The 25,664-nt window shown below is 58.6% G+C and carries 21 protein-coding genes and 7 pseudogenes; 14 read left to right on the top strand and 14 right to left on the bottom strand.

Annotated features, from left to right (window positions below; translation table 11 throughout):
* Window positions 1-119: 119 nt before the first annotated feature.
* Together RGQ15_RS21815 and RGQ15_RS21810 are read left to right on the top strand one after the other, a co-directional pair.
* Window positions 120-890 carry a hypothetical protein gene (locus RGQ15_RS21815; protein ID WP_311163015.1) on the top strand — a complete coding sequence of 257 codons (771 nt, stop codon included), beginning with the start codon at window positions 120-122 and terminating at the stop codon, window positions 888-890.
* Between the two features lie 193 nt (window positions 891-1,083).
* Window positions 1,084-2,643, top strand: coding sequence for an arylsulfatase (locus RGQ15_RS21810; RefSeq protein WP_311163014.1), 1,560 nt, complete (start codon window positions 1,084-1,086; stop codon window positions 2,641-2,643).
* Window positions 2,644-2,746: 103 nt separating this feature from the next.
* Here the strand turns inward: RGQ15_RS21810 and RGQ15_RS21805 are convergent, their stop codons facing one another.
* The gene (locus RGQ15_RS21805; protein WP_311163013.1) at window positions 2,747-3,346 is read right to left on the bottom strand and encodes a TetR/AcrR family transcriptional regulator; all 600 of its coding nucleotides are present in this window, start codon (window positions 3,344-3,346) and stop codon (window positions 2,747-2,749) included.
* Window positions 3,347-3,435: 89 nt separating this feature from the next.
* Here RGQ15_RS21805 and RGQ15_RS21800 point away from each other — a divergent pair, with 89 nt between their 5' ends.
* Window positions 3,436-4,413, top strand: a complete 978-nt coding sequence (locus RGQ15_RS21800) for an alpha/beta hydrolase (protein ID WP_311163012.1) — start codon at window positions 3,436-3,438, stop codon at window positions 4,411-4,413.
* 95 nt (window positions 4,414-4,508) lie between these two features.
* Here the strand turns inward: RGQ15_RS21800 and RGQ15_RS21795 are convergent, their stop codons facing one another.
* Genes RGQ15_RS21795 through RGQ15_RS21785 form a run of 3 tightly spaced genes read right to left on the bottom strand, consistent with a single transcriptional unit; the run spans window position 4,509 to window position 7,752 of the window.
* Window positions 4,509-5,402, bottom strand: a complete 894-nt coding sequence (locus tag RGQ15_RS21795; RefSeq protein WP_311163010.1) for an HlyD family secretion protein — start codon at window positions 5,400-5,402, stop codon at window positions 4,509-4,511.
* On the bottom strand, window positions 5,399-5,608 hold the full coding sequence (locus RGQ15_RS21790) for a DUF1656 domain-containing protein (RefSeq protein ID WP_311163009.1): 210 nt from the start codon (window positions 5,606-5,608) through the stop codon (window positions 5,399-5,401). The genes RGQ15_RS21795 and RGQ15_RS21790 overlap by 4 nt, the downstream gene beginning before the upstream one ends.
* Window positions 5,605-7,752, bottom strand: coding sequence for an FUSC family protein (locus tag RGQ15_RS21785; protein ID WP_311163008.1), 2,148 nt, complete (start codon window positions 7,750-7,752; stop codon window positions 5,605-5,607). The genes RGQ15_RS21790 and RGQ15_RS21785 overlap by 4 nt, the downstream gene beginning before the upstream one ends.
* Before the next feature lie 460 nt (window positions 7,753-8,212).
* Between RGQ15_RS21785 and RGQ15_RS21780 the strand changes: the two genes are divergently transcribed.
* Window positions 8,213-9,208: a Hint domain-containing protein gene (locus tag RGQ15_RS21780; protein ID WP_311163007.1), complete on the top strand. Its 996-nt coding sequence runs from the start codon at window positions 8,213-8,215 to the stop codon at window positions 9,206-9,208.
* A gap of 469 nt (window positions 9,209-9,677) precedes the next feature.
* Here RGQ15_RS21780 and RGQ15_RS21775 read toward each other — a convergent pair whose 3' ends face one another.
* Complete coding sequence (locus RGQ15_RS21775) at window positions 9,678-9,935, bottom strand: hypothetical protein (RefSeq protein ID WP_311163006.1); 258 nt, start codon at window positions 9,933-9,935, stop codon at window positions 9,678-9,680.
* Window positions 9,936-10,033: 98 nt separating this feature from the next.
* Between RGQ15_RS21775 and RGQ15_RS21770 the strand changes: the two genes are divergently transcribed.
* Entirely contained in the window at window positions 10,034-10,357 is a 324-nt protein-coding gene (locus RGQ15_RS21770; RefSeq protein ID WP_311163005.1) for a porin family protein, read from the top strand.
* Window positions 10,358-10,554: 197 nt separating this feature from the next.
* On the opposite strand, the pseudogene RGQ15_RS21765 reads toward RGQ15_RS21770, so the two are convergent.
* Window positions 10,555-10,770, bottom strand: a pseudogene (locus tag RGQ15_RS21765) (transposase); the annotation flags it as partial.
* A 265-nt stretch (window positions 10,771-11,035) separates the two neighbouring features.
* Between RGQ15_RS21765 and RGQ15_RS21760 the strand changes: the two are divergent.
* Window positions 11,036-12,208, top strand: a pseudogene (locus tag RGQ15_RS21760) (IS110 family RNA-guided transposase); the annotation flags it as partial.
* Between the two features lie 142 nt (window positions 12,209-12,350).
* Here the strand turns inward: RGQ15_RS21760 and RGQ15_RS21755 are convergent.
* From RGQ15_RS21755 to RGQ15_RS21720, 8 genes and pseudogenes are all read right to left on the bottom strand, one after another.
* Window positions 12,351-12,473: pseudogene (locus RGQ15_RS21755) on the bottom strand (transposase); the annotation flags it as partial.
* 72 nt (window positions 12,474-12,545) lie between these two features.
* Window positions 12,546-13,557 (bottom strand): annotated as a pseudogene (locus RGQ15_RS21750) (IS3 family transposase); the annotation flags it as partial.
* A gap of 2 nt (window positions 13,558-13,559) precedes the next feature.
* Window positions 13,560-14,921 carry an IS110 family RNA-guided transposase gene (locus RGQ15_RS21745; RefSeq protein ID WP_311163004.1) on the bottom strand — a complete coding sequence of 454 codons (1,362 nt, stop codon included), beginning with the start codon at window positions 14,919-14,921 and terminating at the stop codon, window positions 13,560-13,562.
* Window positions 14,922-15,143: 222 nt separating this feature from the next.
* Window positions 15,144-15,488: pseudogene (locus RGQ15_RS21740) on the bottom strand (transposase); the annotation flags it as partial.
* 88 nt (window positions 15,489-15,576) lie between these two features.
* A pseudogene (locus tag RGQ15_RS21735) lies at window positions 15,577-16,461 on the bottom strand (IS256 family transposase); the annotation flags it as partial.
* Between the two features lie 107 nt (window positions 16,462-16,568).
* Window positions 16,569-16,691 (bottom strand): annotated as a pseudogene (locus RGQ15_RS21730) (RES family NAD+ phosphorylase); the annotation flags it as partial.
* 3 nt (window positions 16,692-16,694) lie between these two features.
* Entirely contained in the window at window positions 16,695-18,239 is a 1,545-nt protein-coding gene (locus tag RGQ15_RS21725) for an amidase (protein ID WP_311163003.1), read from the bottom strand.
* A 127-nt stretch (window positions 18,240-18,366) separates the two neighbouring features.
* A complete protein-coding gene (locus RGQ15_RS21720) occupies window positions 18,367-19,149 on the bottom strand; it encodes an aldehyde dehydrogenase family protein (RefSeq protein ID WP_311163002.1) in 783 nt (260 codons plus the stop codon).
* A gap of 477 nt (window positions 19,150-19,626) precedes the next feature.
* Here RGQ15_RS21720 and RGQ15_RS21715 point away from each other — a divergent pair, with 477 nt between their 5' ends.
* From RGQ15_RS21715 to repC, 8 genes are all read left to right on the top strand, one after another.
* A complete protein-coding gene (locus RGQ15_RS21715) occupies window positions 19,627-20,043 on the top strand; it encodes a CopG family transcriptional regulator (protein ID WP_311163001.1) in 417 nt (138 codons plus the stop codon).
* 25 nt (window positions 20,044-20,068) lie between these two features.
* Window positions 20,069-21,133, top strand: coding sequence for an extracellular catalytic domain type 1 short-chain-length polyhydroxyalkanoate depolymerase (locus tag RGQ15_RS21710; protein ID WP_311163000.1), 1,065 nt, complete (start codon window positions 20,069-20,071; stop codon window positions 21,131-21,133).
* Window positions 21,134-21,302: 169 nt separating this feature from the next.
* Window positions 21,303-21,716, top strand: a complete 414-nt coding sequence (locus tag RGQ15_RS22425; RefSeq protein WP_409201370.1) for an antitoxin VbhA family protein — start codon at window positions 21,303-21,305, stop codon at window positions 21,714-21,716.
* A gap of 89 nt (window positions 21,717-21,805) precedes the next feature.
* The gene (locus RGQ15_RS21705) at window positions 21,806-22,048 is read left to right on the top strand and encodes a type II toxin-antitoxin system CcdA family antitoxin (protein WP_311162998.1); all 243 of its coding nucleotides are present in this window, start codon (window positions 21,806-21,808) and stop codon (window positions 22,046-22,048) included.
* Window positions 22,048-22,347: a CcdB family protein gene (locus RGQ15_RS21700; protein ID WP_311162997.1), complete on the top strand. Its 300-nt coding sequence runs from the start codon at window positions 22,048-22,050 to the stop codon at window positions 22,345-22,347. Before RGQ15_RS21705 ends, RGQ15_RS21700 begins: the two co-directional genes overlap by 1 nt.
* A gap of 286 nt (window positions 22,348-22,633) precedes the next feature.
* Complete coding sequence (repA, locus tag RGQ15_RS21695; RefSeq protein WP_311162996.1) at window positions 22,634-23,818, top strand: plasmid partitioning protein RepA; 1,185 nt, start codon at window positions 22,634-22,636, stop codon at window positions 23,816-23,818.
* Window positions 23,811-24,746: a plasmid partitioning protein RepB gene (gene repB, locus RGQ15_RS21690; protein ID WP_311162994.1), complete on the top strand. Its 936-nt coding sequence runs from the start codon at window positions 23,811-23,813 to the stop codon at window positions 24,744-24,746. The genes repA and repB overlap by 8 nt, the downstream gene beginning before the upstream one ends.
* A 204-nt stretch (window positions 24,747-24,950) precedes the next feature.
* Window positions 24,951-25,664, top strand: a 714-nt coding sequence (gene repC / locus RGQ15_RS21685; protein ID WP_311162992.1) for a plasmid replication protein RepC, incomplete at its 3' end; no start/stop codon positions are given.

Genomic DNA, 25,664 nt, shown 5'->3' with positions numbered 1-25,664 from the left:
GAAACTCTTGGGGTGAATGCTTTCGAAGAGAGTGTTCACCTTTTTTTCGCAGGGCTCACGCGTGTGGGATGCGCGGCAGGCAACACCTGTGCTCCGGATATGGATTGAGGAGATAGTTTATGTTCAGGCGCGCAAGCACTGCCGTCACCATTCTGGCTCTGACTGCAACAGGCGCGTTTGCGCAAAGCGGTGAACAAGACCTTTCGCAGGCCGCCAGCGACCCAACTGCATCGCTGACCGCCTACCTGTTTCAGAACTTCTACACGGGACAATATCACGGACGCGACGACGCCCAGGGCAACCGGATGCAATTTCGCATGGCGATACCCTACACATTGGGCGGCACGAACAATATTTTCCGACTCACGCTCCCCTACGTCACCGACAGCCCCTCTGGGAATACCGGTCTTTCTGATGCGACCGTATTCAACCTGACGACCTTCAAACGCGACTGGGGACGTTTCGGCGTCGGGGCAGTTGCACTTCTTCCCCTCGGAGCCGATGCAGTTACTGCCGATCGTTGGGCAATCGGTCCCGCCGCGGGATTTGTCGCACAAGCCGACTGGGGTATCTGGGGCCTGTTCAATCAGAACCTCATCGACATAGGTGGCAAATCTGGAAGTGACCCTGTCAACCTGTCAGTAATCCAGCCGATCCTAAATGTTTCATTAGACCAAGGCTGGTCTGTCGGAACGTCCGATATGTCGGTTACCTATGACTGGGATGAGGGCGAGTTCGTCAGCCTTCCGCTCGGGATACAGGTCAACAAGTTGGTGCGTTTTGGCACAACGCCAGTCCAGTTCGGCTTGAGCTACGAGTACAATTTCTACGACGAGACTGTTGCGCCCGAGGACACCATTGGGTTCACGATGAAAATTCTCGCTCCCTAACTTGCGGCCGCATTCCCACCGGAGATGGGTGACCGTTGCAGGACTCGATGATGCGGAAGGTGAAGTTCTGCTTGCGGCTAAACGCGTCCAACGAAACGCATCTTTCAGATCGGCGAGATTGACTCTGAAGGCTATCGCCAAGCAAGCTGCGCTTTGTTCCGCTCAACCTTAACCTGAAAAGGCAGAAGAAGCGATGCAATCACACCAAAACGGAAGTCATCTCACTCACAGCGTGGCGTTGTTGGCTGCGTTGACCGTCTTTGCGCCAGCGGCTCTTGCCCAGGATACGGGGGTTACATCCCCTTCAGCAACTGCGGACAAGCCCAACATTCTCGTCATTATGGGTGACGATATCGGCTGGTACAACACAAGCGCTTATAACCTTGGGGTGATGGGGTATCAGACGCCCAACATCGACAGCATCGCAAAAGATGGCATGCTCTTCACCGACGCCTATGGTCAGCAGAGTTGCACGGCTGGACGAGCAGCATTTATCACCGGCCAGTCGCCCAAACGCACGGGCCTACTCAAGATCGGCATGCCGGGGGATCCAATCGGGCTTCAAGCCGAAGATCCAACCATCGCGGAAATGCTGAAACCTCTGGGTTATGCGACCGGTCAGTTTGGCAAAAACCATCTCGGCGATCTTGATCAATTTCTGCCGACCAATCACGGATTCGACGAGTTCTTTGGCAACCTCTACCATCTCAATGCTGAAGAGGAGCCGGAAAATCCTGACTATCCAAAAGACCCTCAATTCCGTGAACAATTCGGCCCGCGCGGTATCCTGAAATCGTCGGCAGATGGGCAGATCGAGGACACGGGCCCCTTGAACCGCAAGCGCATGGAAACCGTCGACAGTGAGTTTCTTGCCGCGACGGAAGATTTCATCCAGCGCCAAGAAGATGCCGACAAGCCTTGGTTCGTCTGGTTCAACACCACGCGCATGCACATCTTCACCCATCTCAAGGAAGAAAGTCAGGGAAAGACGGGTCTAGGCATTTACGCCGATGGCATGGTGGAACACGACGCAATGGTCGGCAAACTCCTCGACAAGCTCGACGAGATGGGCGTCGCCGACAACACGATCGTCATCTACACCACCGACAATGGCGCAGAGAAGTTCAGCTGGCCCGATGGGGGCACCTCACCCTTCCGCGGTGAGAAGGCAACCACCTGGGAAGGCGGCGTCCGGGTGCCGTTCATGATCAAGTGGCCGGGCCACATCGAGCCGGGGCAGATCTCAAACGAAATCCTCTCGCTCGAGGACATGTTCCCGACGCTGGTCGCCGCGGCAGGTGATCCGGACATCAAGCAGAAGCTTCTCGATGGCTATCAAGCCGGGGACAAAAGCTTCAATGTGCATCTGGACGGCTATAACCTGCTGCCGCATCTGACGGGCGCAGCACCCGAAGGTGAGGCCTGGCCGAGAAACGAGTACTTCGCCTGGGTTGACGACGGCACCTTAGGCGCGGTGCGCCACAATCGTTTCAAGGCCAATTTCAGCACCCAACAGAACGAGGGTGTCGATGCATGGTTCGAGGGCCAGGCCCCTCACAAGGCACCCATATTCATTGACCTGCGTGCAGATCCGTTCGAAATGGCGCCGGAGACGTCATCTTACTACGATGATTGGATTGTACGTCGGATGTTTGTGATCGCCCCGACGGTGGCCATCGTGAAAGAACATATGGCGACTTACGAGAAGTTTCCGCCTCGTCAGGAGTCTGGCTCGTTCACTCCGAAGCAATAGTTTGAGAGAGAACTAATCGAAGCCCCACCCAAAGGTGGGGCACCTCGCATTGCCTATAGCAATGGAGAATCGAGGGGGGCTTGGGACTTTGATCAGAGGCTTTTCAAGCTATGTCAGGAACGGCGGCCTTGAGATAACCGAGTGCGGCGCGAATAGCTGCAGTCGTGACCTGGTCCGAGACGTGTTCGTCGCGGAAGTAACCGTAGCGGAAGCACGCAAAGGCGATCTCTATGGTCAGAGCGAGGTCATCCTCGCTGAACGCAGTAGGGAGTTGAACCTTTATCGCGGCCATCAGTTGGACGGCCTTCTGACGATGAGCTACGCGGTCTTGCGTGGTAAACGGACCATTGAATATCACGATGCTCGCAACGGGATGGGAGTTGTAGAACTCTGCCGAACACCGGATCGCCTGGGTAAGCAGTTCATCCCATCGATCATTAGGTTCAAGAGAAAGAAGCGCACGGCCGAGCAAATCCATATATCCCGCTGAAATTATCGAGAAGAGCACATACTTGTCCGGAAAGTAGCGATAAATCGCGCCACGCGGCACTTCCGAGCGTTTCTCGATCTCGGGGATCGAGGTTTTCTCGGGACCAATCTCAAGCAGTAATTCTTCCGCCGCGGCAAGAGTGCGCTTCAGTCTTTGCCGGGTTCTATCCTGCTGCGGCCCGTCCGGGAGATGCGCAAGAATATATTCAGTCATAGTACGACCTTCAGATGATCCGACATATGTTGATTTTTCCGCTAACCGACATATGTTCTTTTTTGATTGACCATTCAAGAGGGACCATCATGAACACCACCTTGAGCTATCGCGATCAGTCAAACTGGCGAGAGATTCAGAGCCACCTGCCCAAGCGCTACCAAATCAGGGACGACTTGCCCGAGGAAGAGATCTGGTCATGGCACGGCCATCAGATCCATCTCGACCGCTACCGCCGACCAGATTCACCAGTGCGCGTGATACTGTTCCACGGCGTTGGAACGAACGGCCGCCAAATGACCACAATCCTTGGAAGACCGCTCGCGCAATCCGGGATAGAGACGGTCTCAATCGACATGCCAACCTATGGCATGACGCGTGTCGCACCGGGCACGGTGGTGACCTACGAGGATTGGGTCCAGGCCGGCACTGATTTCGTTGCCGCCGAACTGGAACGCGATGCGCGCCCGATCTTCCTTTACGGTCTTAGTGCTGGAGGGATGCTTGCCTATCACATTGCCAGCCGGAGTGCTAATGTCGCCGGGATCATAGGCATGACCTTCCTTGATCTGCGGGAAAAGAAAGTCGCTATCGGCACGAGCTATAATAACCTGATTGGGGAAATGGTGCCGATGTCCAATTTCCTTGGCAAACAGCCAGGCATCAGCAGACTCAAGGTACCGATGAGGCTGGTCAGCAAAATGCATGCTCTGGTCAATGACAAGGCGGCGATGCAGACCTGTCTGCGTGATAGAACTTCGGCGGGGAACTTCGTCAGCCTCGCATTCATCCGCAGTTTTATGCAGGCCCGATACGATGTCGAACCCGAGGATTTCGACGTTTGCCCGATCCTGTTAACCCAGCCCGCTGCCGACCGCTGGACCCCGCTGGATTACAGCACGCCTTTCCTGAAACGTATCCGAAAAGTCCCGGTCAAGACAGTCATGCTGGAGAATGCCGGGCACTATCCGATTGAGGAGCCGGGACTGACCCAGCTTCACGATGCGGTGCTAGATTTCCTCCGCGAGACGCAGAGCGGAATACCGGCTGCGAATCAGGATGTCTAAGTGGTCGAATTGTCAGCGGGCCACATCCGGGAAGCCAGTGCTGGATAGGCCGAAAGGTTCTGTTCGAACTACTTCGCTTTCCTGATACAATCAGCTCACTGCGCCGTGGCCGGGCTTTGCGGCGGCAGCACCTCGACTGTGGCAGAGCGGCCGACGATCAGGGTCTGCGCCAGGTCGGGATCGTCCAGCTCGATGCGCACCGGGACGCGTTGGGCGAGACGGACCCAGGCGAATGTCGGTGTCACGTTCGCCATGTCGCCGCCGGTGTCGTTTCGTTCCTGATCCTGAATCCCGCCGGCAAGGCTGGATACGAAACCGGTGATTGGCGCCTCGCCTCCCATCAGGCGGATGCGCACCGGGTCTCCGACGCTGATCTTGTGCAGCTGCGTTTCCTCGAAATAGCCCGCGACATGGATGGAGTCAGTATCGATCAGCGCGGCCTGGACCACGCCGGCGCTGGAATAATCGCCGGGACGAAGGCTGAAATTGGTGATCCTGCCATTGACCGAAGCCCGCACCGTCGTGCGATCGAGATCAAGTTGCGCCAGATCGCGGTTGGCCATGGCGGTGTCCAGTTCCGCCTGCCTCTGACGCACCAGCGTCCCCGCCGCTTCGTCGCTGCGTTGGCTGGCGACATCCTTTTCGGCCAGTCTGTCGTAACGCTGCAGGTCGGCCTGCGCCTGGGTCAGCGCAGCGGAGGCGCTGTCCGCCGCAGCTTGGGCAGTCCTGAGCGCAAGCTGATAGCGCGCCTTGTCGATCTGGAACAGGGCATCACCGGCCGCGACGAGCTGGTTGTCACGCACGGCCACCGCCTGCACCGGACCGGATACATCCGAGGCAACGCCCACGACATCGGCGCGAACGCGTCCGTCGCGGGTCCAAGGCGCGTCCATGTAATAGCGCCACAGATAATGTCCCAGAACCAAGGCGCAGGCGACCATAGCAAGGGTGACGATCATCCGTCCCGCGAGACCTGCGAAGCGATTCACGATGCTGTCCCCTTCAGAATCATCAAGCCGACTCCCAGAATGCAGATATAAAGCGCGAGATCGAACAAAGGCCTGTGCCAGACGAAGCGGTAGAACCCCAGCTTCGTGAGAGCCCGTCGCAGCGGAAAATGCACTAGGGCCGCCCCCAAAGCCAGCACGGCAAGCGTCGGAATGAAAACACCATAGAGGTCAATCTGATGCATCATCGCTGGCCTGCCTGCGTTCCAACACCAAAGGGAAGATCGGGAACCAGCCCCAATCTGATGGCAGCCAAGGCCACCCGTATCTCGGCTCTGACGGATTCCGAGGCGCTGGCGAATGTCGCGCCCAGGCAGTCGTCAATCCTGGCAACCACCGAAGTTGCGCCAATGTCGGGCTCCAACCTGCGGTTACGGTAAAAGCCGGAGATCTGCGACAGCAGGCTGTCAATGCGCCCCCTGTCCTGATCCGAGACCTTACTTCGGTAGTGCTGAAGATCGGCGATGTTGATGGCGACCCGCAGATCGCGCATAATGTCGGTCGACAATCCTGTGCCCGGCGGGATGGCCGCAAGACGCGGTGCCAGCACGCCCAGCGTATCCACCATGCGATGAGTCAGGGCCACGACACGGGACCTGTGCGCCTGATCAGTGCGATCCGACGGATCCGAAGCCTCGTCGGCACCCTGCGCCAGTCGCAGCCAGGCCATATGCAGGATTCTGCGGGCACTCGCTGTCGCACCAATGGCGCGGATGATCCCGGTCATCACCATCGCGAAGATCATTGCCAGTGCGGTCGCGATATTGTTGTTCAAGAAGCTCTCGAAGTTGAGATGCAGTTCCGACTGGAGCGAGAGCATGAAGGGAAAATTCAAGCAAAATGCCTTGCCTGTTGCCATCGTCGCGGGCCTGGCCAGCAGCGTTCCCACCGGGATCAGCAACAGGCCCAACAATGCTACGAGCGGAACAAAGCCATCGAGCATCGGGAAAAGTGCGAATTGATAGACACTCGCCGCAATCATCGCACATATGAGGAACTTCAGGAAATGGCGCATGGCCGGGACCGGGTTGTCGAGCGTAGCAAGGATGCAACAAAAGACCCCGCTCATCTGGGCGAATGACGCACCGCTTGGCCAGGCCGTAACGATCCAGATCACATTCGCGCCGATGATAGCCAGCCCTGCGCAAAGCGCGGATAGACCCGCCATGCCGTGATCGCGGTGAATATGCCCGGACGGAACAAGTTGCGCCATCAGCGCCTTGGAATGTTGCGAAACCCTTTGGCTGCTGATGTCATTGCGGAGGATGGCGCAGTCGGACCAGATGCCGACAAACTCCGCCAGCCGCCGGGCCAGATTGATGGCGACGTCATCGGCCCATGTGCCGCCGTTCATGCGAAGCTGCTCGATTTCCCTTGCCCGCCGTCGGAGCCCCTCAGCCTGCGGCAGGTCGGCTCTTGCCGTCTCGACCCATGTCGAGATGTCCTCGGTCAGGGCAGAAAGTGACGGGTCCCGATCCCCGGCAACCTCCAGCGCGGCAAGTTGGTCACGAAGCGCCGATAGCAGCGGAAGCAGCACCACCATACGCTGCTGAAGTGTGCGCAGCAATCGCACCTGGTCCTGGTGCCGGGCGGTGTCATAGGCGACATGGGTGGTCAGGCCACGAAGATCGACTGCATCGGCAGCTAATTGCCGCCGCCTTTCTGCAGCACCTTCCTCATGACCCTGCCTGCGCAATGTCTCGGCCGAAAGCGCCGAGGCAGAACGCAGCCAGTCATCGACCCGCGCGACCAGCACAGGCCCCGCATGGCTAGGGAACACCACCCGGTTGACCAGAGCCGCGCAGATGACGCCAAGTCCGATCTCTTCCATGCGCGATACCGTGAAATCGAAGACTTCGCTCGGGCTCACGACCAGCGACATCGAGGTGATCAGTGTCGTGTAACCCGCCAGCATGAAGGCATAGCTGCGCGGCGACCGGTCAAGCAGGCTGATGTAAAGACAAAAGGCCACCCAGAACGCAATTGTCAGGATCAGAAGTTCGGGCGCATTGATGAGAGCTGGAAGAATGATCAGCGTCACGATGCAGCCCATCACCGTGCCGAGCAGACGGTAGACCGCTTTCGAGGTGCTCATGCCGGAAAGCGGTTGCGACACGATATAGGCGGTCCCCACCGCCCAATAGGGTCGATCCAGCCCAAAACGGATGGCAATCCAATAGGCCAGCATCGCCGCCAGAAAGACCTTGATCGAAAACAGCGCGTCGCCGATGGACAGACCTTCAGTCAGCGGCTTGGCAGCGGGCTGGGCAACGCTTGAGATCTCATCCTCCCGATTTGTGCTGCTATGATGCCCGACATTCATTCGGCTCATATCGAAGCATATGGTAAAAATGATCCGCCCACGAATCTGCTACCGTCCGAAGACAGAGTTTTGCGGCTATGCACGGGGTAGCTTGTCAGTCTAAGTCCCCGAATTCTTTAGTATTATCTGGACTTGCGGCCGATCTCGCCATGCGTCCGTTCCTCGAATTATCTACGCAAAGCTTCCTGCGCTTCGGCAGCATCCGCAAGGGTCATGAACGAGTTACCCGCCTGTACAAGTCACGAATGGGCAGAAACTCTCTTCGCAAAATAGCCCAGAACACTTCTCTGTCGTGGAGGGAGAACCGCTGGTTTGCTTATTGTAGATATGCGGCCTCGTCGCCGTGTCAGCTGAAGGGTCGATATGCTTGATCTGCTAGGCAATAATAATCCTAAATGCACGTTAGACTGCTTGTACGAAGTATTGCTTCCACTTTCGAAGCCTGATCCACAATCGAAGGAAGAGCACGATGCCGAATTTTACGTTATGGGAAGTCAGCCATGTCACCGCCGGGGATGCATTCGCCGAGGGCAATGAGGCCAATACAGCGATGGGCGGCGTTGAACTGACCCTAAACCCTGGTGCAAATCCGACCACCGTAAGTGTCGTCGATGACGACACGGAGTTCGCCGACGGTGACAGTACCCAGAGGCTGGACGGCAGTCAGATGATCAACGGCACCGATTATGATGACGGCACACGTATCGAGCCGAACTATTCCTATGTGATCATGCCTGAAGGCTCAAGTGATCCAGCGGACGCCGTCACCATCTACGCCGTTCGAATGGATGCGGGCGGTTCAATTGTCGGCTTTGCCTCTTCGAGCGAGTTGGATCCGAACACAACCTACGTGTTCACCGGAGAATATAGCGAGGTCGTCGACGTCAGCTATGACGACCTCTTCGTGTGCTTCACCGGTGGAACGACGCTCAACACAAATCGCGGCGCACTTCCGATCTTCATGCTCAAGCCAGGAGATTTGATCCAGACCGTTGATAACGGATACCAGCCCATCGTCTGGATCGGTCAAAGCATCGTTACTGTCAGCGAAAAAAACGCGCCGGTGGTGTTCGAGCGAGGCGTTCTGGGAAATACGAAACGGCTTGCGGTGTCACCTCAGCACCGGATGCTTGTCCATTCGGATCGCGGGGGCGAAGTGCTTGTAGCCGCTAAGGCGCTTCTTGGCCTGCCTGGTGTAAGCAGCTTACCGGGGAGGACGGCGCATTACTTCCACATCCTGTTTGAGCGCCATGAGATAGTTTTTGCGCATGATGTCCCTAGCGAAAGCTTCAATCCAGGGGCTCAAGGTTGGCAGATGCTGGGCCGTCGCAACCAACGCTCGTTGTCGAAATATGTTACGCCGCCGTTGGCGGGGCAGACAGTCCATACCATGGCGCGGGAGGTGATCAGGCCGCGGCGATGGAACACCGAAGGACACATGGTGCAGGCACGCCTGTCGTCCTGAGAAAGGATGTCGAAATCAGGCTGCGATCACCGCGCCACATCGCCTAAACTGGCTACCCCGGCACATCTTGCGAGATCGCAGCCTTTGAAATCGCGCCGACGCGGGCGCTTGTAAACAAATATGCCTCAAGCCTGAAGGTTGGTGATTTCGAGCGCCATTTCCGCGACCTCGCCAGCAGTGCCAGCGCGCAAGTCGGTTATTTCCCACATCGGTACCGACCACGTCACTTCTGCACCGCCGCATTGGAGAAGGCATTCTCTACATCCTATCCTAGACTCCGTGATCTGGCCATGAGCGGACTTGACCTTTTCCCGTCATCCGGGGTGGTTGATCTTCGACCAGCCTTAGCCAACCATCCAGAAATCTGTTCCGCGCAAAATACATTGCCGATTGCGTGTGGTGCGACCGCAAGGCAGACGTCGCTTACATTCCGGGGGGCAGATCAGGTCGACAGCGTGGAGACATGCGTTCAATCCATTGCCCGCATCCAAGCATGGCCGAACTGGATGTAGAATATCGTATCCTCCGGGCCCTTCGCCACGTCGATCCCGGCGTCGATTCCCATCTTGCGTGCAATGCGATAGCGAAAGCCTGCACCCCAGGTCCAGATATCATCCTCGGCGTCGTAAAGGCGGGAGTCGTCGACATACGTCTCTCCATGGCCGCCAAAAACCAGACTTGCCCAACGGGGCGTGAACTGGTGCCGCAACTCGAACTCTGCTGTCAACGCGGCATCGCCGGAATAGCGTCCATATTGCACCCCACGCAGACAGCCCGCAACTGACCGCAGATGTCGGGGTGGGGCTGCGTGCATTTGACGTTGATTTGAGCGTTGATCTGGAAGCCGCGGCTTCCGCTGTGTCCGACCGCTCCTTTGGTGGGGACAAAAGCTGGGTCGTGCCACTTGTCGCGGGTCGGTTCAGTGCGCCTTTTGGCGAAAAATGGTTCGCCAACGCCTATTTCGACCACGGCCTGACCTCAAGCGACGAAACGAGCTGGCAGGCCGTCGGCACAGTCGGCTACCGATTCAGCGAGCGTTGGGCAGTGGCGGGAGGGTATCGCCACATGGAGTTGGAGCAGGAAATTGGCGGCCTCGATTCCGCCATCACGCTGAGCGGCCCGGTCGTTGGCGTCAATATCCGCTTCTGACCGTCCCCCAGCAACTCAAAGGAGCGCCGCAGACGCACTCCTTGTGAATTCGGGATCAACTTGCCTGGCATTGCCAACTTGTTCGGGATGGCAGTGTTGGTTAGGCATCCGGAATGAGAGCACCGTCCGATGCTGTCCCACGGAGTGGTGTAGCTGGCGTTGATCGTCACCGTGATGCTCGGCGCGGGCCTGCTTGATCAGGATGCCACAGCGGGCAGGCTGATGACGGGATCTTCGCCCATCGGCGCGATGGTTTCCAGTGTCATGTAACGGGCGCGCTGGACTGCTCACTCATCATTTTGTTCGAGAAGCAAGGCACCGACGAGGCGGACGATGGCGTCGTCATTCGGGAAGATGCCGACGACGTCTGTGCGGCGCTTGATCTCACCGTTCAGCCGTTCGATCGAGTTCGTAACCGGTATGATGATGCCGGTGCCAATGTTCGGCCCCAAGTTCTTGCTCGGGGTGTATGCTGAGAGCATCCGGGATAGAGGCACCGGGAGCACGAAAGTGCGGGCAGGTCGATGCACTGGATGAGCTTTGAGCTCGAGTTAGTAGCTGACCGCCTCTGCGACTCGCCCGGTTGCGCTGAGAGCGCGGATCCGTAGTTGTCGTGTCGCCCGCCGCTCCCGCCTGTTGTCACTGGCAAGGGAGGCGCGCATGCGACGCGTAATCGGCATAGACATCCACCGCACCTTTGGAGAGGTGGTGATCTGGGAGAACGGCCTGACCCGGCACGAAGGCCGGGTCGACATGACACGAACGGCGCTTGAGGGCTTTGGTCGGCAGCTCCTCAGAACAGACGAGGTCGTCATCGAGGCGACCGGCAACTGCATGGCCGTGTCGCGGGTGCTATCGCCTCACGTTGCGCGCGTGGTGATCGCCAATCCGCTTCAGGTGAAGGCTATCGCCCATGCCCATGTTAAGACCGACAAGGTTGACGCAGCGACGCTGGCAAGCCTGTATGCTGTCGGCTATCTGCCGGAGATCTGGACCCCAGATGCAGCCACGGAGCGGTTGCGCCGGCTTGTCGCGCGCCGCTATCAGGTTGTCCGGCACCGAACCCGGATCAAGAACGAGGTGCATGCTATTTTACATGCGCATCTGATCCCGAAGTGTCCGCACGCGGATCTGTTCAATCGACGCGGCCGGGACTGGCTGGCGCGCCAGCCCGTTCCCGAAGACGAGCGGGCTGCGATTGCCCGTCATGTCCGCGAGTTGGATCGTCTCGGCGAAGACCTCGCCATGCTTGATCGGGATATCGCCCAGGACGCAGCGAATGATGAGGCCATCCAGCGCCTCTTGACGATCACTGGCGTCAATCTGGCGGTTGCCGCCGGGCTGATGGCAGCAATCGGCAGCATCGAGCGGTTCAGTTCGGCCCAGAAGCTCGTGAGCTACTTTGGCCTGAACCCGCGGGTCCGCCAGTCAGGCCTGGGCGCTGCCCACCATGGCCGCATCAGCAAGGTCGGGCGCAGCCATGCCCGCGCCATGCTGGTCGAGGCGGCCTGGGCCGCTGCGAAAGCACCCGGTCCTCTGCGCGCGTTCTTCATCCGCATCAGGGCGCGTCGCGGCCATCAGATCGCCGCGGTTGCAGTCGCGCGCAAACTTGCCACCCTGTGCTGGCACATGCTGACGAACGGCGAGGACTACCGTTGGGCCCGGCCAAGCCTGGTGGCCCACAAGCTGCGCGCCATGGAACTGGTGGCCGGGCAGCCTCAAAAGAAGGGCAATTGGCGCGGCGCGAGCTATGCTTACAACGTTAAGGACATGCGCCACCACGAGATGAAGATCGCCGAACACGCCGAGAAGAGCTACGAGCAGTTCGTCTCAGCCCGGAAGTCACGTCCTCTCGGGACAGGAAGTCGGTGTGCGACCGCCTCAAACCGGCAGGGACTGAATAGGCTGCCCGGTGACGCTTCCAGCCGACACGCCACGCTTCACCACGAGGTCGACCGCACGAGGAAAGAATAACTAATCGGGCGGCGAAAGTCTTGTCGATCTCATCCGTCGAGTGCAGCTTTGCGCGGTGTTCCTTGGGGAACGACATGTAGGCCAGCACGTCATGCTCTGCCTCGTCCATGATGGTGGCGAGCTTCGGCACCTTGGGCCGGATTGTCCGTCGTCGAATGATTTGGAGCAGGCGGCCTGATTTTGGACGAGAGGGTCCTGGCGCACCGGTTTGAGATTATGCCGCCTGACGCTGATGGTTCAAGCGGCGGTTCTGGATGGTCTCTTTTCTGATCTTCTCCCTTTCTTCCAGGATTTTGGGGCCACGCCCGAAATAGACATCTGCCGGGGTCAAGTTGCTGAGGCTCTCGTGATAGCGATGGTTGTTGTAATGCTCGACAAAGGCGGCGATTGCCTCTTCGAGCTGACCCGGAAGGTAATAGTTCTCTAGCAGGATGCGGTTCTTCAGCGTCTGGTGCCAGCGCTCGATCTTGCCTTGGGTCTGGGGATGTCCCGGCGCGCCATGGACCTGTTCGACGCCCCTTTCCTCAAGCCAGTCGGCCAGATCCCCCGCGATATAAGCACCGCCGTTATCGGAAAGCAGACGTAGCTTTTGCTCTGGCCTGCTACCGCCGCTGCTCGATGCATCCAGCGCCATGCCCACCGTGCTGGTCACATCGGCCACCTTCATATCGGTGCAAAGCTTCCAGCTGACGATGTAGCGGGAATAGTCGTCGAGAATGGTCGAGAGATAGAACCAACCCCAGCCAATGATCTTGAGATAGGTGAAGTCGGTCTGCCACATTTGGTTCGGCGCCGTGGTCTTGTCTCTGAACTCCTCGCCAGCCTTGATCACGATATGGGCCGGGCTGGTAATCAGGTCATGCGCTTTCAAGAGCCGATACACGGAAGCTTCTGACACGAAATAGCTTTTGGTATCAGTGAACTGCACGGCCAACTCTCTGGGCGACAGTTCCGCTTCATCCAGAGCCATCTCGATGATCTGGCCCCGCATCTCATCGGGGATCCGGTTCCAGACCCGGCTCGGCCGACTTGGCCGATCCTCAAGCCCTTCGGGGCCAGTTGTCACGTATCGATCATACCAGCGTGAGACAGGTGGTAGGTGCGATCCCCAGTTTTGTCAGGGTGCGTCGCACCGAAAGATGCGAGCCCTCGACCAGCCGAATGATCTCAAGCTTTTCAGAGGCTGGATATCTCATGCGTCGTCGCCCCCAGCCCCGTTCATGCTTTCCTAAGAAACAGCCGCGGTCTCGGGGATGGGCGCCAATGCAAATCCGAGAGCCTTGGCGCGCCGTTGAAGGTTTGACAACACGCGTTGCCGGTGTCGCTCGTCGTAGGCTGTCGCCCCCTGATCCTGGTAGGTCATGCCATGGCGGATGGCGTTGTAGAACAAGACTGCGATCTTGCGCGCTGTGGCAGTTACTGCCTTTTGCTTGCCTATGCGGGATGACAGCCGACGGTAAAACGCGCCCAAGGCCGTGTCGCTTTTGCCAATCGTGACAGCAGCCAGGCGCAGGAGAGCGGCCGCACGACTGGAGGATCGGCGTGTCCGTGAGGACAGCAGCTTGCCCCCCGATATTTTGTTCCCAGGGGCCAGACAGAGCCAAGACGTGAAGTGCTTTGCGCTTCTCCAAGCGCGCAGGTCCGTGCCGCATTCGGCCACCAGCTTCAGTGCCAGCGACGGGCCAAGACCGTGTATTTGCGTCAGGTCTGTGCCCAAAACCCCGTAAAGCGCGGCCCGCACATCGAAAGACGGCGCGTTGTGCTGCTTGCCTTTGATCCGTGCCTTCGGCAGCGGAGCCAGATCATCGTCGGCCCGGACAGTCAGCGCGGTAACCGCCGCCTCCAGCCTGCGGTCGCACGCCTCAATCTGCGCCTTGTAGAAGTCGTATAGCTCCAGCGACTGTGTGAGAGCAAAGACATGCTCCGGGCGATCATTACCGACCAGCGCGGCTTTGATCGTGCCCATCGATGACTTGCAGCGGACATCCCGGAAGGCGGCAAGAACTTCGGGATCACGCTCTCCACCGACGATGGCACGGATGATCAGCATGCCCGTTGCGCCTGTGATGTCCGACACCACATGATGCAATTGCAGGTTCATCTCCATCAGCGCCTTCTGCATGTGCTGGATGTGAGCGGCTGCATACTCTGTCAGACGTTCGCGTTGGCGCATATAAGCGCGCAGAGTGGCGATCTCGGCTTCGGGGTGGAAGCTGCCACGTAGCAAACCATAGGAATGCAGCTGGCGCAGCCATCCGGCATCGCTGACGTCGGTTTTGCGGCCTGGCACATTCTTGGCGTAGCGGGCATTCACGAGGATGACCTCGAAGCCATTCGCTTCCAAGATTTCGAAGGCCGGTATCCAGTAAACGCCGGTCGATTCCATGGCCACGCTGGTGACACCGCACGACCGGAACCAGTCGGCAAGGTCGTGCAAATCCTGGGTGAATGTTCCAAAGGCACGCACTGGCATGATGTCGGTGTCAGGGTTCACAGCCGCCATGTGCATCGTCGAGCCGATATCGATCGCGGCCGCATTGGGATTGACCATCTTCAGGTCCGGGTGGCCACCGGATTTGCGCTTCGTCATGGCATCTCCTCCGTTCCAGGCGAAGGGCGTGGGCCATGCAAGTTCGTCATCTTCCTAACCGGGATCGCCGCGATGGCGGCGTCACCACTCTCAAGTGCGCATCGGCCCATGTGCCACGTTTTTTAACGGGGTCCAGTCCACCAATAAGCAGTCGGCATCTGCCCTTCGGGCGTAGCATAGCACAGGCTGTTTATACCGCGCACAGGCGGGCAGAGGCCCGGGACGGTTTTTTAGCAATCGGTTCTCGAGCGTGAGATCCGCGACGACTTCCTTCAGCGCTGCGGTCTCGGCCCGCAGGTCCTTCACCTCGGCGCTGTTGGCCTGCCGGGCGGTGTCTCCCGCCAGACGCCTCTTCCCAGCCTCGAGGAACTCCTTCGACCAGCTGAAATAGACGCTCTGGGCGATCCCCTCGCGCCGGCACAGCTCGGCAATGCTGTCCTCGCCGCGCAAACCGGCCAGGACGATCCTGATCTTTTCCTCCGCCGAATGGACCTTTCGCGTCGCACGGCGAATGTCTCTCACCGCGCGATCGGCGGCGACTTTCTGATCAACGGGTTTCTTGCTCATCTTCGCTCCTTGAAAGCTACGATGTGCCAGAAACCCTCCCGTCATCAATCAACCAAATCTGTCCCATAGGCCCTGACGCCGGACAGGGCCGGATCTGATCGGCCACGGCGCGCCACTGGGTGCTGGCGGCCTCGGCCGTGTCTTGGGCGAAGGCGGTGGCGATGAAGGCGGAAACCACCCTGCGCCCGCTCTTCCCGGCATGGGCGAGGGCGTTGCGTTGGAAGTGGACGCGGCAGCGCTGCCAAGTGGCACTGAGCACCTTCGAGACCGCGGCCTTGATGCCTTCATGGGCGTCCGAGATCACCAGCCTCACGCCCCGCAGGCAGCGCCGCGTCAGCTTGCGCAAGAACTCGGTCCAGATCGGCTCGGCCTCGGAAGTGCCTATTTCCAAACCCAAAACCTCGCGCCGCCCGTCGGCGTTCACCCCAATGGCGATGATGACGGCGACGGACACGATCCGCCCGCCGCGCCGGACCTTGAGGTAGGTGGCGTCAATCCAGAGGTAGGGCCAATCGCCTTCGAGCGGGCGGGTCAGGAAGGCTTTCACCTTGCCGTCGATCTCTTCACACAGACGCGAGACCTGGCTCTTGCCGATCCCCGGCATGCCCATGGCCTTGACCAGGCCGTCGACGGAGCGAGTAGAGATGCCCTGAACATAGGCCTCCTGTATCACCGCCGTCAGCGCCTTCTCGGCCATGCGCCGGGGCTCAAGGAAGCCCGGAAAGTAGCTGCCCTTCCGCAGCTTCGGAATGCGCAGCTCGACCGTCCCGGCGCGCGTCTCCCAGTCCCGGTCTCGATAGCCGTTGCGCTGCGCCCGCCGCGCGGGGTCCTTCTCGCCATAGGCTGCGCCCGTCACGGCGCCGACCTCCAGTTCCATCAGCCGTTCGGCCGCAAAGCCGATCATCTCGCGCAGAAGATCAGCGTCGGGGGCCTTCTCCACGAGGTCGCGGAAGCTCATCATGTCGGTGGTCATCGGTGGTCCTCTCGGTCCAAGGTTGGCGTAAGCAACCAGACCCTAATCGAACATCGCCGGTGACCACCTCAGCCAGAACCTACACCACGCTCAGAGACAGCATCCATTCAGGATGCCACAGAAATGATCGAGTAGCGGGGCATGTCTTCCCAGACGAGATACCAAGATGCTCCGGGACGAACGTTCTGGATGGAGTGAAGCTCAAAGCATACAAGGCAATTTCCCCCCGGCGTTCACGAAGGTTTCAGCTTGGAAAAGCCGCTGGCCATTTCATAGGCATGGGCAATCTGTAGGACCGACAGGTCTGCCAGCCTCGGCCCCATGAGCTGCAGACCCATCGGTCGGCCGGATGCGGTGAAACCGGCCGGGACCCCGATCGAAGGAATACCTGCCAAGGTTCCTGGGATTACGACTTCCATCCAGCGGTGGTAGGTGTCCATCTGCCGACCGGCGATCTCCTTCGGCCAATCCATCTTGGCATCAAACGGGAATACCTGCGCGGTCGGCAGAACAAGGTAATCATAGGTCTCGAACAAAGTGCGCATCGCCTGGTACCATGCACTTCGTTGCATGCTGGCCTCGTAGATCTGTTCGCCCGTCAGCGCCAGGCCATTCTCTACTTCCCAGATCGCCTCGGGCTTCATCAGGGCACGCGTTTTCTCATTCTTGTAAAGCGGCGCTGCGATCCCCGCGATGATGAATCCGCGCATTACGAGCCAGGTCTGCCAAAGCGACGCCATATCATAGCCTGGGCTGGCCGCTTCAACCGTGCATCCGATGTCGCGGAAATATCCAAGAGCCTGTTCGCACAAACGAAGAACACCGTCCTCCATCGGCAGGTATCCGTCGAAATCGCCCAGCCACCCGATCCGCGCGCCAGTGAAGTCACGGTCCAACGGCTGCCGGAAGATCGCGGGATCGTTATCCAGAGCAAGCGGCGTCCTTGCATCGTAGCCGGCCTGAACCGAGAGAAGATAGGCGGTATCGGCCACGGTGCGCCCCATCGGACCTTCAAATCCAAGTTGCTGGAAGAACACCTCACTGGTGGGGCCGTAGGGCACACGGCCGGCGGTTGCGCGGAAACCGACCACATTGGCCCAGCCGGCGGGGTTGCGCAGAGACCCCATCATGTCGCTGCCATCCGCGACGGGAAGCATGCGATGCGCCAACGCGACCGCCGCGCCACCGCTCGACCCCCCAGCGGTCCAGGCCGGGTTCCATGCGTTACCAGTAGTGCCGAAAAGCGGGTTGTACGTATGCGAACCCAGACCATATTCCGGTGTATTTGTCTTGCCGATTATGATTGCCCCGGCATTGCGGGCGCGCTCAACGACAATCGCATCCTGCGCGGGAATATAGTCCTTGAAAATAGGCGAACCCTGCGTGGTGGGTATGTCCTTGGTGGCAGCAAGATCTTTGGGGGCTTGCGGTACGCCATGAAGCAGCCCGACCTCTGCACCCGATGCCAGCGCCTTGTCCGCGGCATCGGCCTCGCGCAGCAAGATCTCGGGATCCTTTTGGGAAATGATCGCATTATAGGTGGGGTTCACCTCGCCGATGCGGGCCAGGTAGGCGTCCATCACCTCGCGGCACGAAACGTCGCGTTTGCGAATTGCCCGCGTCAGCGAAATCACGCCCATGTCGGTGATGGTGTTGTCGGCAGATGCGGCCGTTGCGACACCAGGTGACAAAGCCGCGGCAAAGGCTAGCCCCGCCGTCGATTTCAGCAGATCGCGGCGGGTTAGGGACAGGGAAGTTTCCTGTTGGAAATCGGACATTCTGTGTTCCTTGCTTGTTGGGTGGTTCGGGAAGATAGCGGTGAATCCACTACGGCCAGGTCGACGCCCTGTTCGGTCAGTTCGGCAACGATCTCGCGGCGCAGGGCGATGATGTCCGATACCGAGATTACCCGGCGGCGCGTAACTTATTCTTTCGTGAAGGGGTCGTGTCTTCGGCCCAAGCGTCGCGGATAAAATTCATTACCTCCACGATCCCGGCATCCGAAAGCGAGGTGCCTACGACGCCCGACACGTGCGTGACGTAGGTCCGTCTCCGATCAGTGGCCCCAATATGGCCGACCGATCCGAGGAGGGACGAGATCCCGCCCTTGATAGTTGCCGGGTCCTTCCATGGTGTGGCAATCGGCGTAGGGAAGGATGTAGGTGGCCCGCGGTGACATGACCTGTGTATTCCCCTATCCCTGCTACCAGAACTGGAGCGAGCGCAAGTGGCAGCCGCCGCGTCCCAGATCGCGATCATTACCGGCCAGATCCACGGCGTGATGAAGCCGACGACGCCGAGCGGGCAGCGATACAGTTCTACCCGGCCGTTATCGCCGTTCTGCAGCACCTCGACCGGTGCCGACAGGGTGACGGTGTCCCGGGTCCGGGCGACGGCACTCCCCATCTGGAAGCGCGAACCCAAGCCATTCAGCAGCTTACCTTGCTCGCGGGCGATCAGCACGGCGATTTTTTCAGTGTGCTCTTCCAGCTTGGCGGCGATCGCCTCGCAGGCGGCTGCGCGATCTGCGGCGGCGACGGCGGCATCCAGATACGCTATCGTGCCGCGCGGGGCGCGACCGGAAACGCGACCAGTCGCGGGATTGGTTACTTCGAACGTGGCTGCCTCGACGGACGTCCCGTCTATAGCTATCGGAGAGGATACGGTCTGATCCGCATGATCGAGCATGGCTGGCTCTCTGGTATGTAGCTTTTCGAGTCAGGATCGCCGCTGGGGCTCGATTCGTCTTTGCGCGATGCGTCAGACCACTTGGACTTATGCGCCAATTTTTGACGTGTCCTCTCATCACCTGGCACATCGCCAAATTTCCGGCGATAGGCGCGGTAGAAGAACGACTGGTCGCCGAAACCGTAATCCATCGCGACGTCCACCAATTTGCGTTGTCCGCCCCGCCACTGCAGGCCGTCATGGGATTGCTAGGCTCAGGACCCATTGAGTTTCCTGAGATGACGTGATTCAGGCTCCGCAAGGAGAACATCCGCAACAAAGCCGCTCCGTGAGCTCCAAAAGGAATCCGGAACCACGTCGTCTGGCCCTATTTTTCCATCGATCTACATGATGCAAATTGCTCTCGGAAAACGCCTTAGCCCCCTTGAACGCGCCATTTAACCATCCATATACCATCCAGTTGGATGGAGATATGCCATGGCACCAATTCGCCAGCTTCGCGAAAAGACGCCGGATAGCGAAAAAATCACGTTGAACCTTGGCTTTGTCGACCTTGGCCGCATCGATCTGCTGGTGCAGGAGGGCTTCTACTCGAACCGAAGCGATTTCATCCGCACCGCGATCCGCAACCATCTTGACAGTCATGGCGAAGTCGTCACGCGCTCGATCCAGCGCAACACGATGGAACTGGGGCTGCGCGACTACAGTCGCGCCGAACTTGCGGCTCTGCGCGATGCCGGGGAGATACTTCACGTCAAGGTGGTCGGTCTCGCGCGGATTGCGCCCGACGTGACGCCGGATCTTGCCCTTGCTGTCATCGGATCGATCACCGTCCTCGGGGCACTGCAGGCCAGTTCCGAGGTCCGGCAGGCTCTGGAAGGCCGCATCCATTAACCCATTTTCATTGAGGAACACCCGAATGAAACCTCTCGATATCGGCGCGATGCGCCGGGTGCTCACCGATGGCCGCCCCATTGCCGCCAATGCTCTCGTGCGCCGCACGCCGGCCCAACACGGATTGATGGCTGATGGCGGCGAACCCGTCGCTCTGAACTCGCTCTCGGCCATGACCGACATGCTGAACTGGCAAATGCACCCTGCGCCAGTTCCGGAAGCGCTCCCGCTTGGCGCCAGCTTTAAGACAGACCGGTTCACTTGCCAGCCAGGTGCCCGTGACTATCTGACCTATGTTCCCGCAAGCGCCAGTAAAGGTGCCAAGGGACTGGTCCTCATGCTGCATGGTTGCACGCAGACCAATGCCGATTTCGCGATAGGAACCGGGATGAACGCCTTGGCAGAGCAACATGGGTTCGTCGTCGTCTACCCACAGCAATCGCGTGGCGACAACGCCCAGTCCTGCTGGAACTGGTTCAGCCCCGCAGACCAGCGCCGCGGCCGGGGAGAACCGGCAATCCTTGCCGGTATCGCCACTCATGTTGCCAAAACCCACGGTATCAGGCCTGCGGAAACCTTCGTTGCCGGGTTGTCGGCGGGCGCGGCAATGGCTGTGATTCTGGGGCAGACCTATCCAGAGGTCTTCGCCGCTGTCGGCACCCATGCCGGGTTGGCCCACGGCATTGCCCGCGACGTTCCTTCGGCCTTCGCGGCGATGGCGGGGAGCGCATTCGCCGAACCGCAGCGTCCGGCAGAACGCAGCCCTATTCCAACCATTATCTTTCAGGGCAGCGCGGACCTCACTGTCAACCCAGCCAACGCCGACCGCATCGCCCGCGATGTCCTGAGCGCCGGCCCCGAGGTGACGCTCTTCGAGACAGCGACAAGCCACCAGAACGGTCGCAATTACGTCCGGGAAACCACGACAGCGAGTGACGGAACGGTGCTGATGGAATACTGGAAGATCGACGGGCTGGGACATGCCTGGTCCGGAGGCAATCCGTCTGGCTCCTATGTTGATCCGACAGGGCCGAATGCCAGCGCCGAGATGGTGCGGTTCTTCTTTCGGCTCGGGGCTGACGACACATGAAAGACAGTCGATAAGAGGCCCTTATTCGTCCACCTGCAAAGCCCCGGTGATGGCGTTCGAACTATTATGAGTTCGTAAAAATGCCTGTAATCCGCCTTATTGGTCACATACGCGGATCACTGTGAAATACTGAACGCGGTGAAATCACTCACGCTAAGGCGCAATTATCATGATAAATGGACAACTTTCCGAACCGCGCTATCCGACGAAGTCAGGTGCTGGGAAAGCGGGGGCATTCGTCTATAACCCGAAAATTTTCAACCGCCCTGCCCTTCCGCATTGCTATCAATGCCACATATGCAGCCGTGCACTTGTTTCAGCATTCGATAGTCTCAAGTTTGCGATGGTATGGACAAGAATCATGCGATCAAAGCCAGCGTCTGCCGCCAAAGCATCTGCATCGCCTCAGGGTTTCTTTGGCGGCCTCATCAGGAGCGCCATCGCCAGCCAGAAGATTGAGGGGCTGGAACTCTACGCACGGGCGCGTGCCGACTTCACTGAGTTAGAAGCAGGCCGAGTCAGTCTGGCGGATCTTCGAGCCCGCATCCTGGGGAGATACGGTTTGGTCGCAGATCAGAACTAAAGGCGAACTAAGCGCATTCCAGCTGAATCCTTCGCCCTTGCCGCGCATCTATTATGCGCATAATGTGGGCGCATTGATGGAGAAGTCTAATGCCCCCTATCCAAACTGATGGTGTGCGCAAACCGGCAAACCTTTCGCTAGACCAAACGTTGCTGGCTGAAGCGCGGGCACTTAACATCAATCTGTCTCGCGCTGCAGAAGCAGGCTTGCGTCAAGCCGTCCGCCATGCACAAGCAGAACGCTGGCAACGCGAGAATGCCACAGCCTTGGCGGCGTCGAACGCTTGGGTCGAAGAAAACGGCCTCCCGCTTGAACGCTACAAGCCATTCTGATGAGCCGGTTCACGCTATACCCAGCACTTTCCGGTGACGGTTTTCTGTTGGATGTTCAATCCGATCTATTGGATGGTTTGAACACGCGCGTGGTCGTGCCGCTGATGCCGCTCGCGCAAGCACCTCGACCAATGTCGGTTCTGAACCCGGTCTTCGACATTGCTGAACGCCCGCATGTCATGGTCACCCAGTTCCTCTCAGCGGTGCCAGCAGGACTTCTACGTCAGCAGGTCGGCTCGCTGGCGGTGCAATCCGAACAGATCACGCGCGCGTTAGATTTTCTTCATCAGGGTTTCTGAACAAACGCGTTCATCGCGGGCCATGCCAGAGTTCGTCCACCGAAGCCGCGTAGCTTTGAGCCACTCAAGACCTAACGCCCACAGATAGTGACGTCGCAAGGTTTTTCGCTGATACCAAAGGATAGCTGCCTCGATTTTTTTGCTTTTCAGTCATTGCAACAGCGAACCATAGCAACTTCTCCCACACGCAAAGAAAAAATGCTTGCGCGACTCTGCTGTTGTGATGGATAGTCTCGAAAAATAACGCGTGGTAAGAAAAAAACCGCGCCCACGTTTCAGGCGGGACATGAGCGAGACAGAGCACGATCTTGATATCGCGATTGGTCGGTACGCGGAGCTTCTTGCGGCGAATCTGCATGCCCAGAGGGAAGTTCACTTTCCTCCAGACGCAAGAAAGTCCATGCGCATTCTCACGAGCGGAGAGGCAGCAGAACTTCTTGGTGTGGATCATACCTACCTACGCAAGCTTCATCGCGAGGGGAAAATCCAGGATGTCGAACTGACTGCTGGTAATCACCGGCGTTACAGCTTGGAGGACGTCTGGGAGATCCGTCAAACGCTTGATGCCAATGCCAAAAAGCAAGGGACTTATCTGCCGGGGCGCCGCGCCGGCGACAAGCTGCAAGTTGTTTCAGTCGTAAATTTCAAAGGAGGCTCCGGGAAAACCACTACCTCCGCCCATCTTGCGCAGCGACTGGCCCTAAAAGGGTTCAGGGTGTTGGCGATCGATCTGGATCCGCAGGCATCCCTTTCTGCGCTACATGGCATTCAGCCCGAAATCGATCTGATGGAAGGCGGCACCCTATACGATGCGGTGCGATATAGCGAACCAGTTCCCATCTCGGACGTGATCCGCAAAACTTACATCCATGGTCTCGACCTGATTCCTGGAAACTTGGAACTGATGGAGTTTGAGCACGAAACTCCTGCAGCCATTCAACGCGGCGGCGCCCGTGCATTCTTTACGCGCGTTCGTGACGTGATCGATGAGGTGGAGGCAGACTACGATGTCGTGGTCATTGACTGCCCTCCTCAGCTCGGCTTTCTCACGATGTCTGCCTTGTCAGCGTCGACAGGGGTGCTCGTGACCGTCCATCCGCAGATGCTCGACCTCATGTCGATGTCACAGTTCCTGCGAATGACATCGGATCTTCTCGGGGTCATTCGCGAGGCCGGTGCCAATCTCAACTACGATTGGCTGCGCTTTCTGCCAACACGGTACAAAGTGGGCGATGCACCGCAAACTGAGGTCATTGCATTCATTCGGAGTCTTTTCGGACGCTCCGTCCTCGTCAACCATATGGTTGAATCGACGGCGATCTCGGATGCGGGCCTGACCAAACAGACCCTCTACGAAGTCGATCGAAAGGACTTCACGCGAACGACATTCGACCGCGCGATCGACTCAATGAATGCTGTGAACGACGAGATTACCCAACTCATTCAACGGAATTGGGGGCGCGATGTCTAGAAAACCCCGACTGGGACAGGTCAATCCAGCCCTCAGCACCCTGTTCAGCGCACCCGATGTGCAAGGCGCACGGCGACTTCGCGGTGGTATCTCTGAGCTTGACGCCGGTCAGATCGAAATCGATGGCCGACTCTCCGACCGTCTGGACCTTGATGTCGACGGCCTCAAGAACTCCATCGAACAGAATGGACAACGTGTCCCAGTTCTCGTCCGCCCGCTGGCTGGCGACCGCTATCGGCTCATCTATGGCCGCAGGCGGCTTGAAGCATGCCGTTTGCTTGGAAAGCCAGTCCGGGCGATCGTGGCCGAGCTTGACGACGAGCAGGCCCTGAAAGATCAATTGATAGAGAACTTGGAACGAAGGGATCTGAGTTTTATCGAGCGCGCACTTGTCGCATCGGCGCTACTGGATGGAAATCAACTGGAAAGTGCAGAGCGTACAAACAAGAGTGTCGCCGAAATTCTAGGACTAACCGAAGCCGGGGTTTCACAACTCTTGAGTGTCGTGCGTGCTGTTGGCGAGGACCTGATCCAAGTTATCGGGCCTGCACCCGGTATTGGCAGGCCACGCTGGGAAGAGTTGAAGAAATCGATTTCCGCGGATCCAAGCGATCGGTCTCGCCTCATAGAAGCTGCCTTGCGGGCCAAGCGGACCGCCCTGCCCTCGCAACAGTCATCTGATGACGCCTTCCTTGCGGTCTTGTCCGAAGCAGGCAAGCCCACCCAGGTCCGCATAGCCCCCTCGGCAAATGCCCCGTCGCTTCATATCGACGGTGTGGGCTCAGCGATCATAAAAACCTCGAGCCGCGGCAAGCGACTGAAGCTTGATCTGCAAACAACCGAGCCAGACTTTATCAAGTGGATTGAGCTCAACGCCTCCACTCTGATTAACGAACTTCACAAGCGCTGGAAGCGCAAGGAAGACTGAGGACGAGCAACACAAAAAGAAGGAGGCACGATACAGGCAAAAGAAAAGGCCCCGCGAAGCTAACTTCGCGAGACCCTATCAGGTCATAGCAGGCGAACCCGCTACTCTCAGTTTTCGCACTTCTGAATTTAGCGACCCGCCGCTTACCCCGCAAGAGTCATTCGATTCGCGGGCCGGGTATTTTTTGTCTTCGTGATCGAAAAGATGGATTACATTCCCCTTTCGCCGTTTATGCGGCCGATCTCGTACGGCCGCATGCAAGGCCAGAACACGAATTCGCTAACGACAAAGCCGTTTCGCCCCCAAAACAAATGGGAGCTGTTCAGAGAGCTGTCCAAAGCGAAAGCTGCCTTCGATCTCAGCGAACGCGACCTGACGGTTCTACAAGGGCTAATCAGCTACTTTCCCCACGACGAACTTGCTGACGGGTCGGAGATGGTTGTTTTTCCGTCGAACAAGTCCATTTGCGAGCGGCTGAACGGCATGGCTGATTCGACCATGCGTCGGCATCTCGCGAACCTAGTTTCAGCGGGGATCATTGCGCGACGCGACAGTCCAAATGGAAAGCGCTATTGCCGCAATGACAAAAAGTCTCGCGTAGCCTTCGGCTTCGATCTTTCCCCCCTACTCCATCGTTCTGTCGAAATTCGCCAGGCCGCAGACACGGCTCGCCAAGGTGAAGAAGAAATCAGGCGCCTTCGCGAAGCGCTCAGCCTCATGCGACGCGACCTCATCGCTTTGGCAGCCCATGGTGCTGACATCCAGCCCGAACTCTCCCTTTGGCCAGATATCCATGAATTGATCACTACAACCAATCGCCAATGGCGTCGAAAGCTCTCGCTGGAAGATCTTCTCGCTCTGCAGCAGCAGTTTTCTCAGCGCCTGGCGAAGGCAAAGCAAGCTCTCACCGATGCCCAT

The organism is Paracoccus sp. MBLB3053, from assembly GCF_031822435.1.
Taxonomy (GTDB): domain Bacteria; phylum Pseudomonadota; class Alphaproteobacteria; order Rhodobacterales; family Rhodobacteraceae; genus Paracoccus; species Paracoccus aurantius.
Note: the sequence above shows the minus strand (reverse complement) of the source record. Positions and strands in the feature narration are given on the sequence as shown.

Excerpts from the sequence above, each read along its gene's own strand:
- RGQ15_RS21815 (WP_311163015.1), top strand. The coding sequence starts at position 120 with ATGTTCAGGCGCGCAAGCACTGCCGTCACCATTCTGGCTCTGACTGCA.
- RGQ15_RS21810 (WP_311163014.1), top strand. The coding sequence starts at position 1,084 with ATGCAATCACACCAAAACGGAAGTCATCTCACTCACAGCGTGGCGTTG.
- RGQ15_RS21805 (WP_311163013.1), bottom strand. The coding sequence starts at position 3,346 with ATGACTGAATATATTCTTGCGCATCTCCCGGACGGGCCGCAGCAGGAT.
- RGQ15_RS21800 (WP_311163012.1), top strand. The coding sequence starts at position 3,436 with ATGAACACCACCTTGAGCTATCGCGATCAGTCAAACTGGCGAGAGATT.
- RGQ15_RS21790 (WP_311163009.1), bottom strand. The coding sequence starts at position 5,608 with ATGATGCATCAGATTGACCTCTATGGTGTTTTCATTCCGACGCTTGCC.
- RGQ15_RS21785 (WP_311163008.1), bottom strand. The coding sequence starts at position 7,752 with ATGAGCCGAATGAATGTCGGGCATCATAGCAGCACAAATCGGGAGGAT.
- RGQ15_RS21780 (WP_311163007.1), top strand. The coding sequence starts at position 8,213 with ATGCCGAATTTTACGTTATGGGAAGTCAGCCATGTCACCGCCGGGGAT.
- RGQ15_RS21745 (WP_311163004.1), bottom strand. The coding sequence starts at position 14,921 with ATGACGAAGCGCAAATCCGGTGGCCACCCGGACCTGAAGATGGTCAAT.
- RGQ15_RS21725 (WP_311163003.1), bottom strand. The coding sequence starts at position 18,239 with ATGTCCGATTTCCAACAGGAAACTTCCCTGTCCCTAACCCGCCGCGAT.
- RGQ15_RS21720 (WP_311163002.1), bottom strand. The coding sequence starts at position 19,149 with ATGCTCGATCATGCGGATCAGACCGTATCCTCTCCGATAGCTATAGAC.
- RGQ15_RS21715 (WP_311163001.1), top strand. The coding sequence starts at position 19,627 with ATGGCACCAATTCGCCAGCTTCGCGAAAAGACGCCGGATAGCGAAAAA.
- RGQ15_RS21710 (WP_311163000.1), top strand. The coding sequence starts at position 20,069 with ATGAAACCTCTCGATATCGGCGCGATGCGCCGGGTGCTCACCGATGGC.
- RGQ15_RS22425 (WP_409201370.1), top strand. The coding sequence starts at position 21,303 with ATGATAAATGGACAACTTTCCGAACCGCGCTATCCGACGAAGTCAGGT.
- RGQ15_RS21705 (WP_311162998.1), top strand. The coding sequence starts at position 21,806 with ATGCCCCCTATCCAAACTGATGGTGTGCGCAAACCGGCAAACCTTTCG.
- RGQ15_RS21700 (WP_311162997.1), top strand. The coding sequence starts at position 22,048 with ATGAGCCGGTTCACGCTATACCCAGCACTTTCCGGTGACGGTTTTCTG.
- repA (WP_311162996.1), top strand. The coding sequence starts at position 22,634 with ATGAGCGAGACAGAGCACGATCTTGATATCGCGATTGGTCGGTACGCG.
- repB (WP_311162994.1), top strand. The coding sequence starts at position 23,811 with ATGTCTAGAAAACCCCGACTGGGACAGGTCAATCCAGCCCTCAGCACC.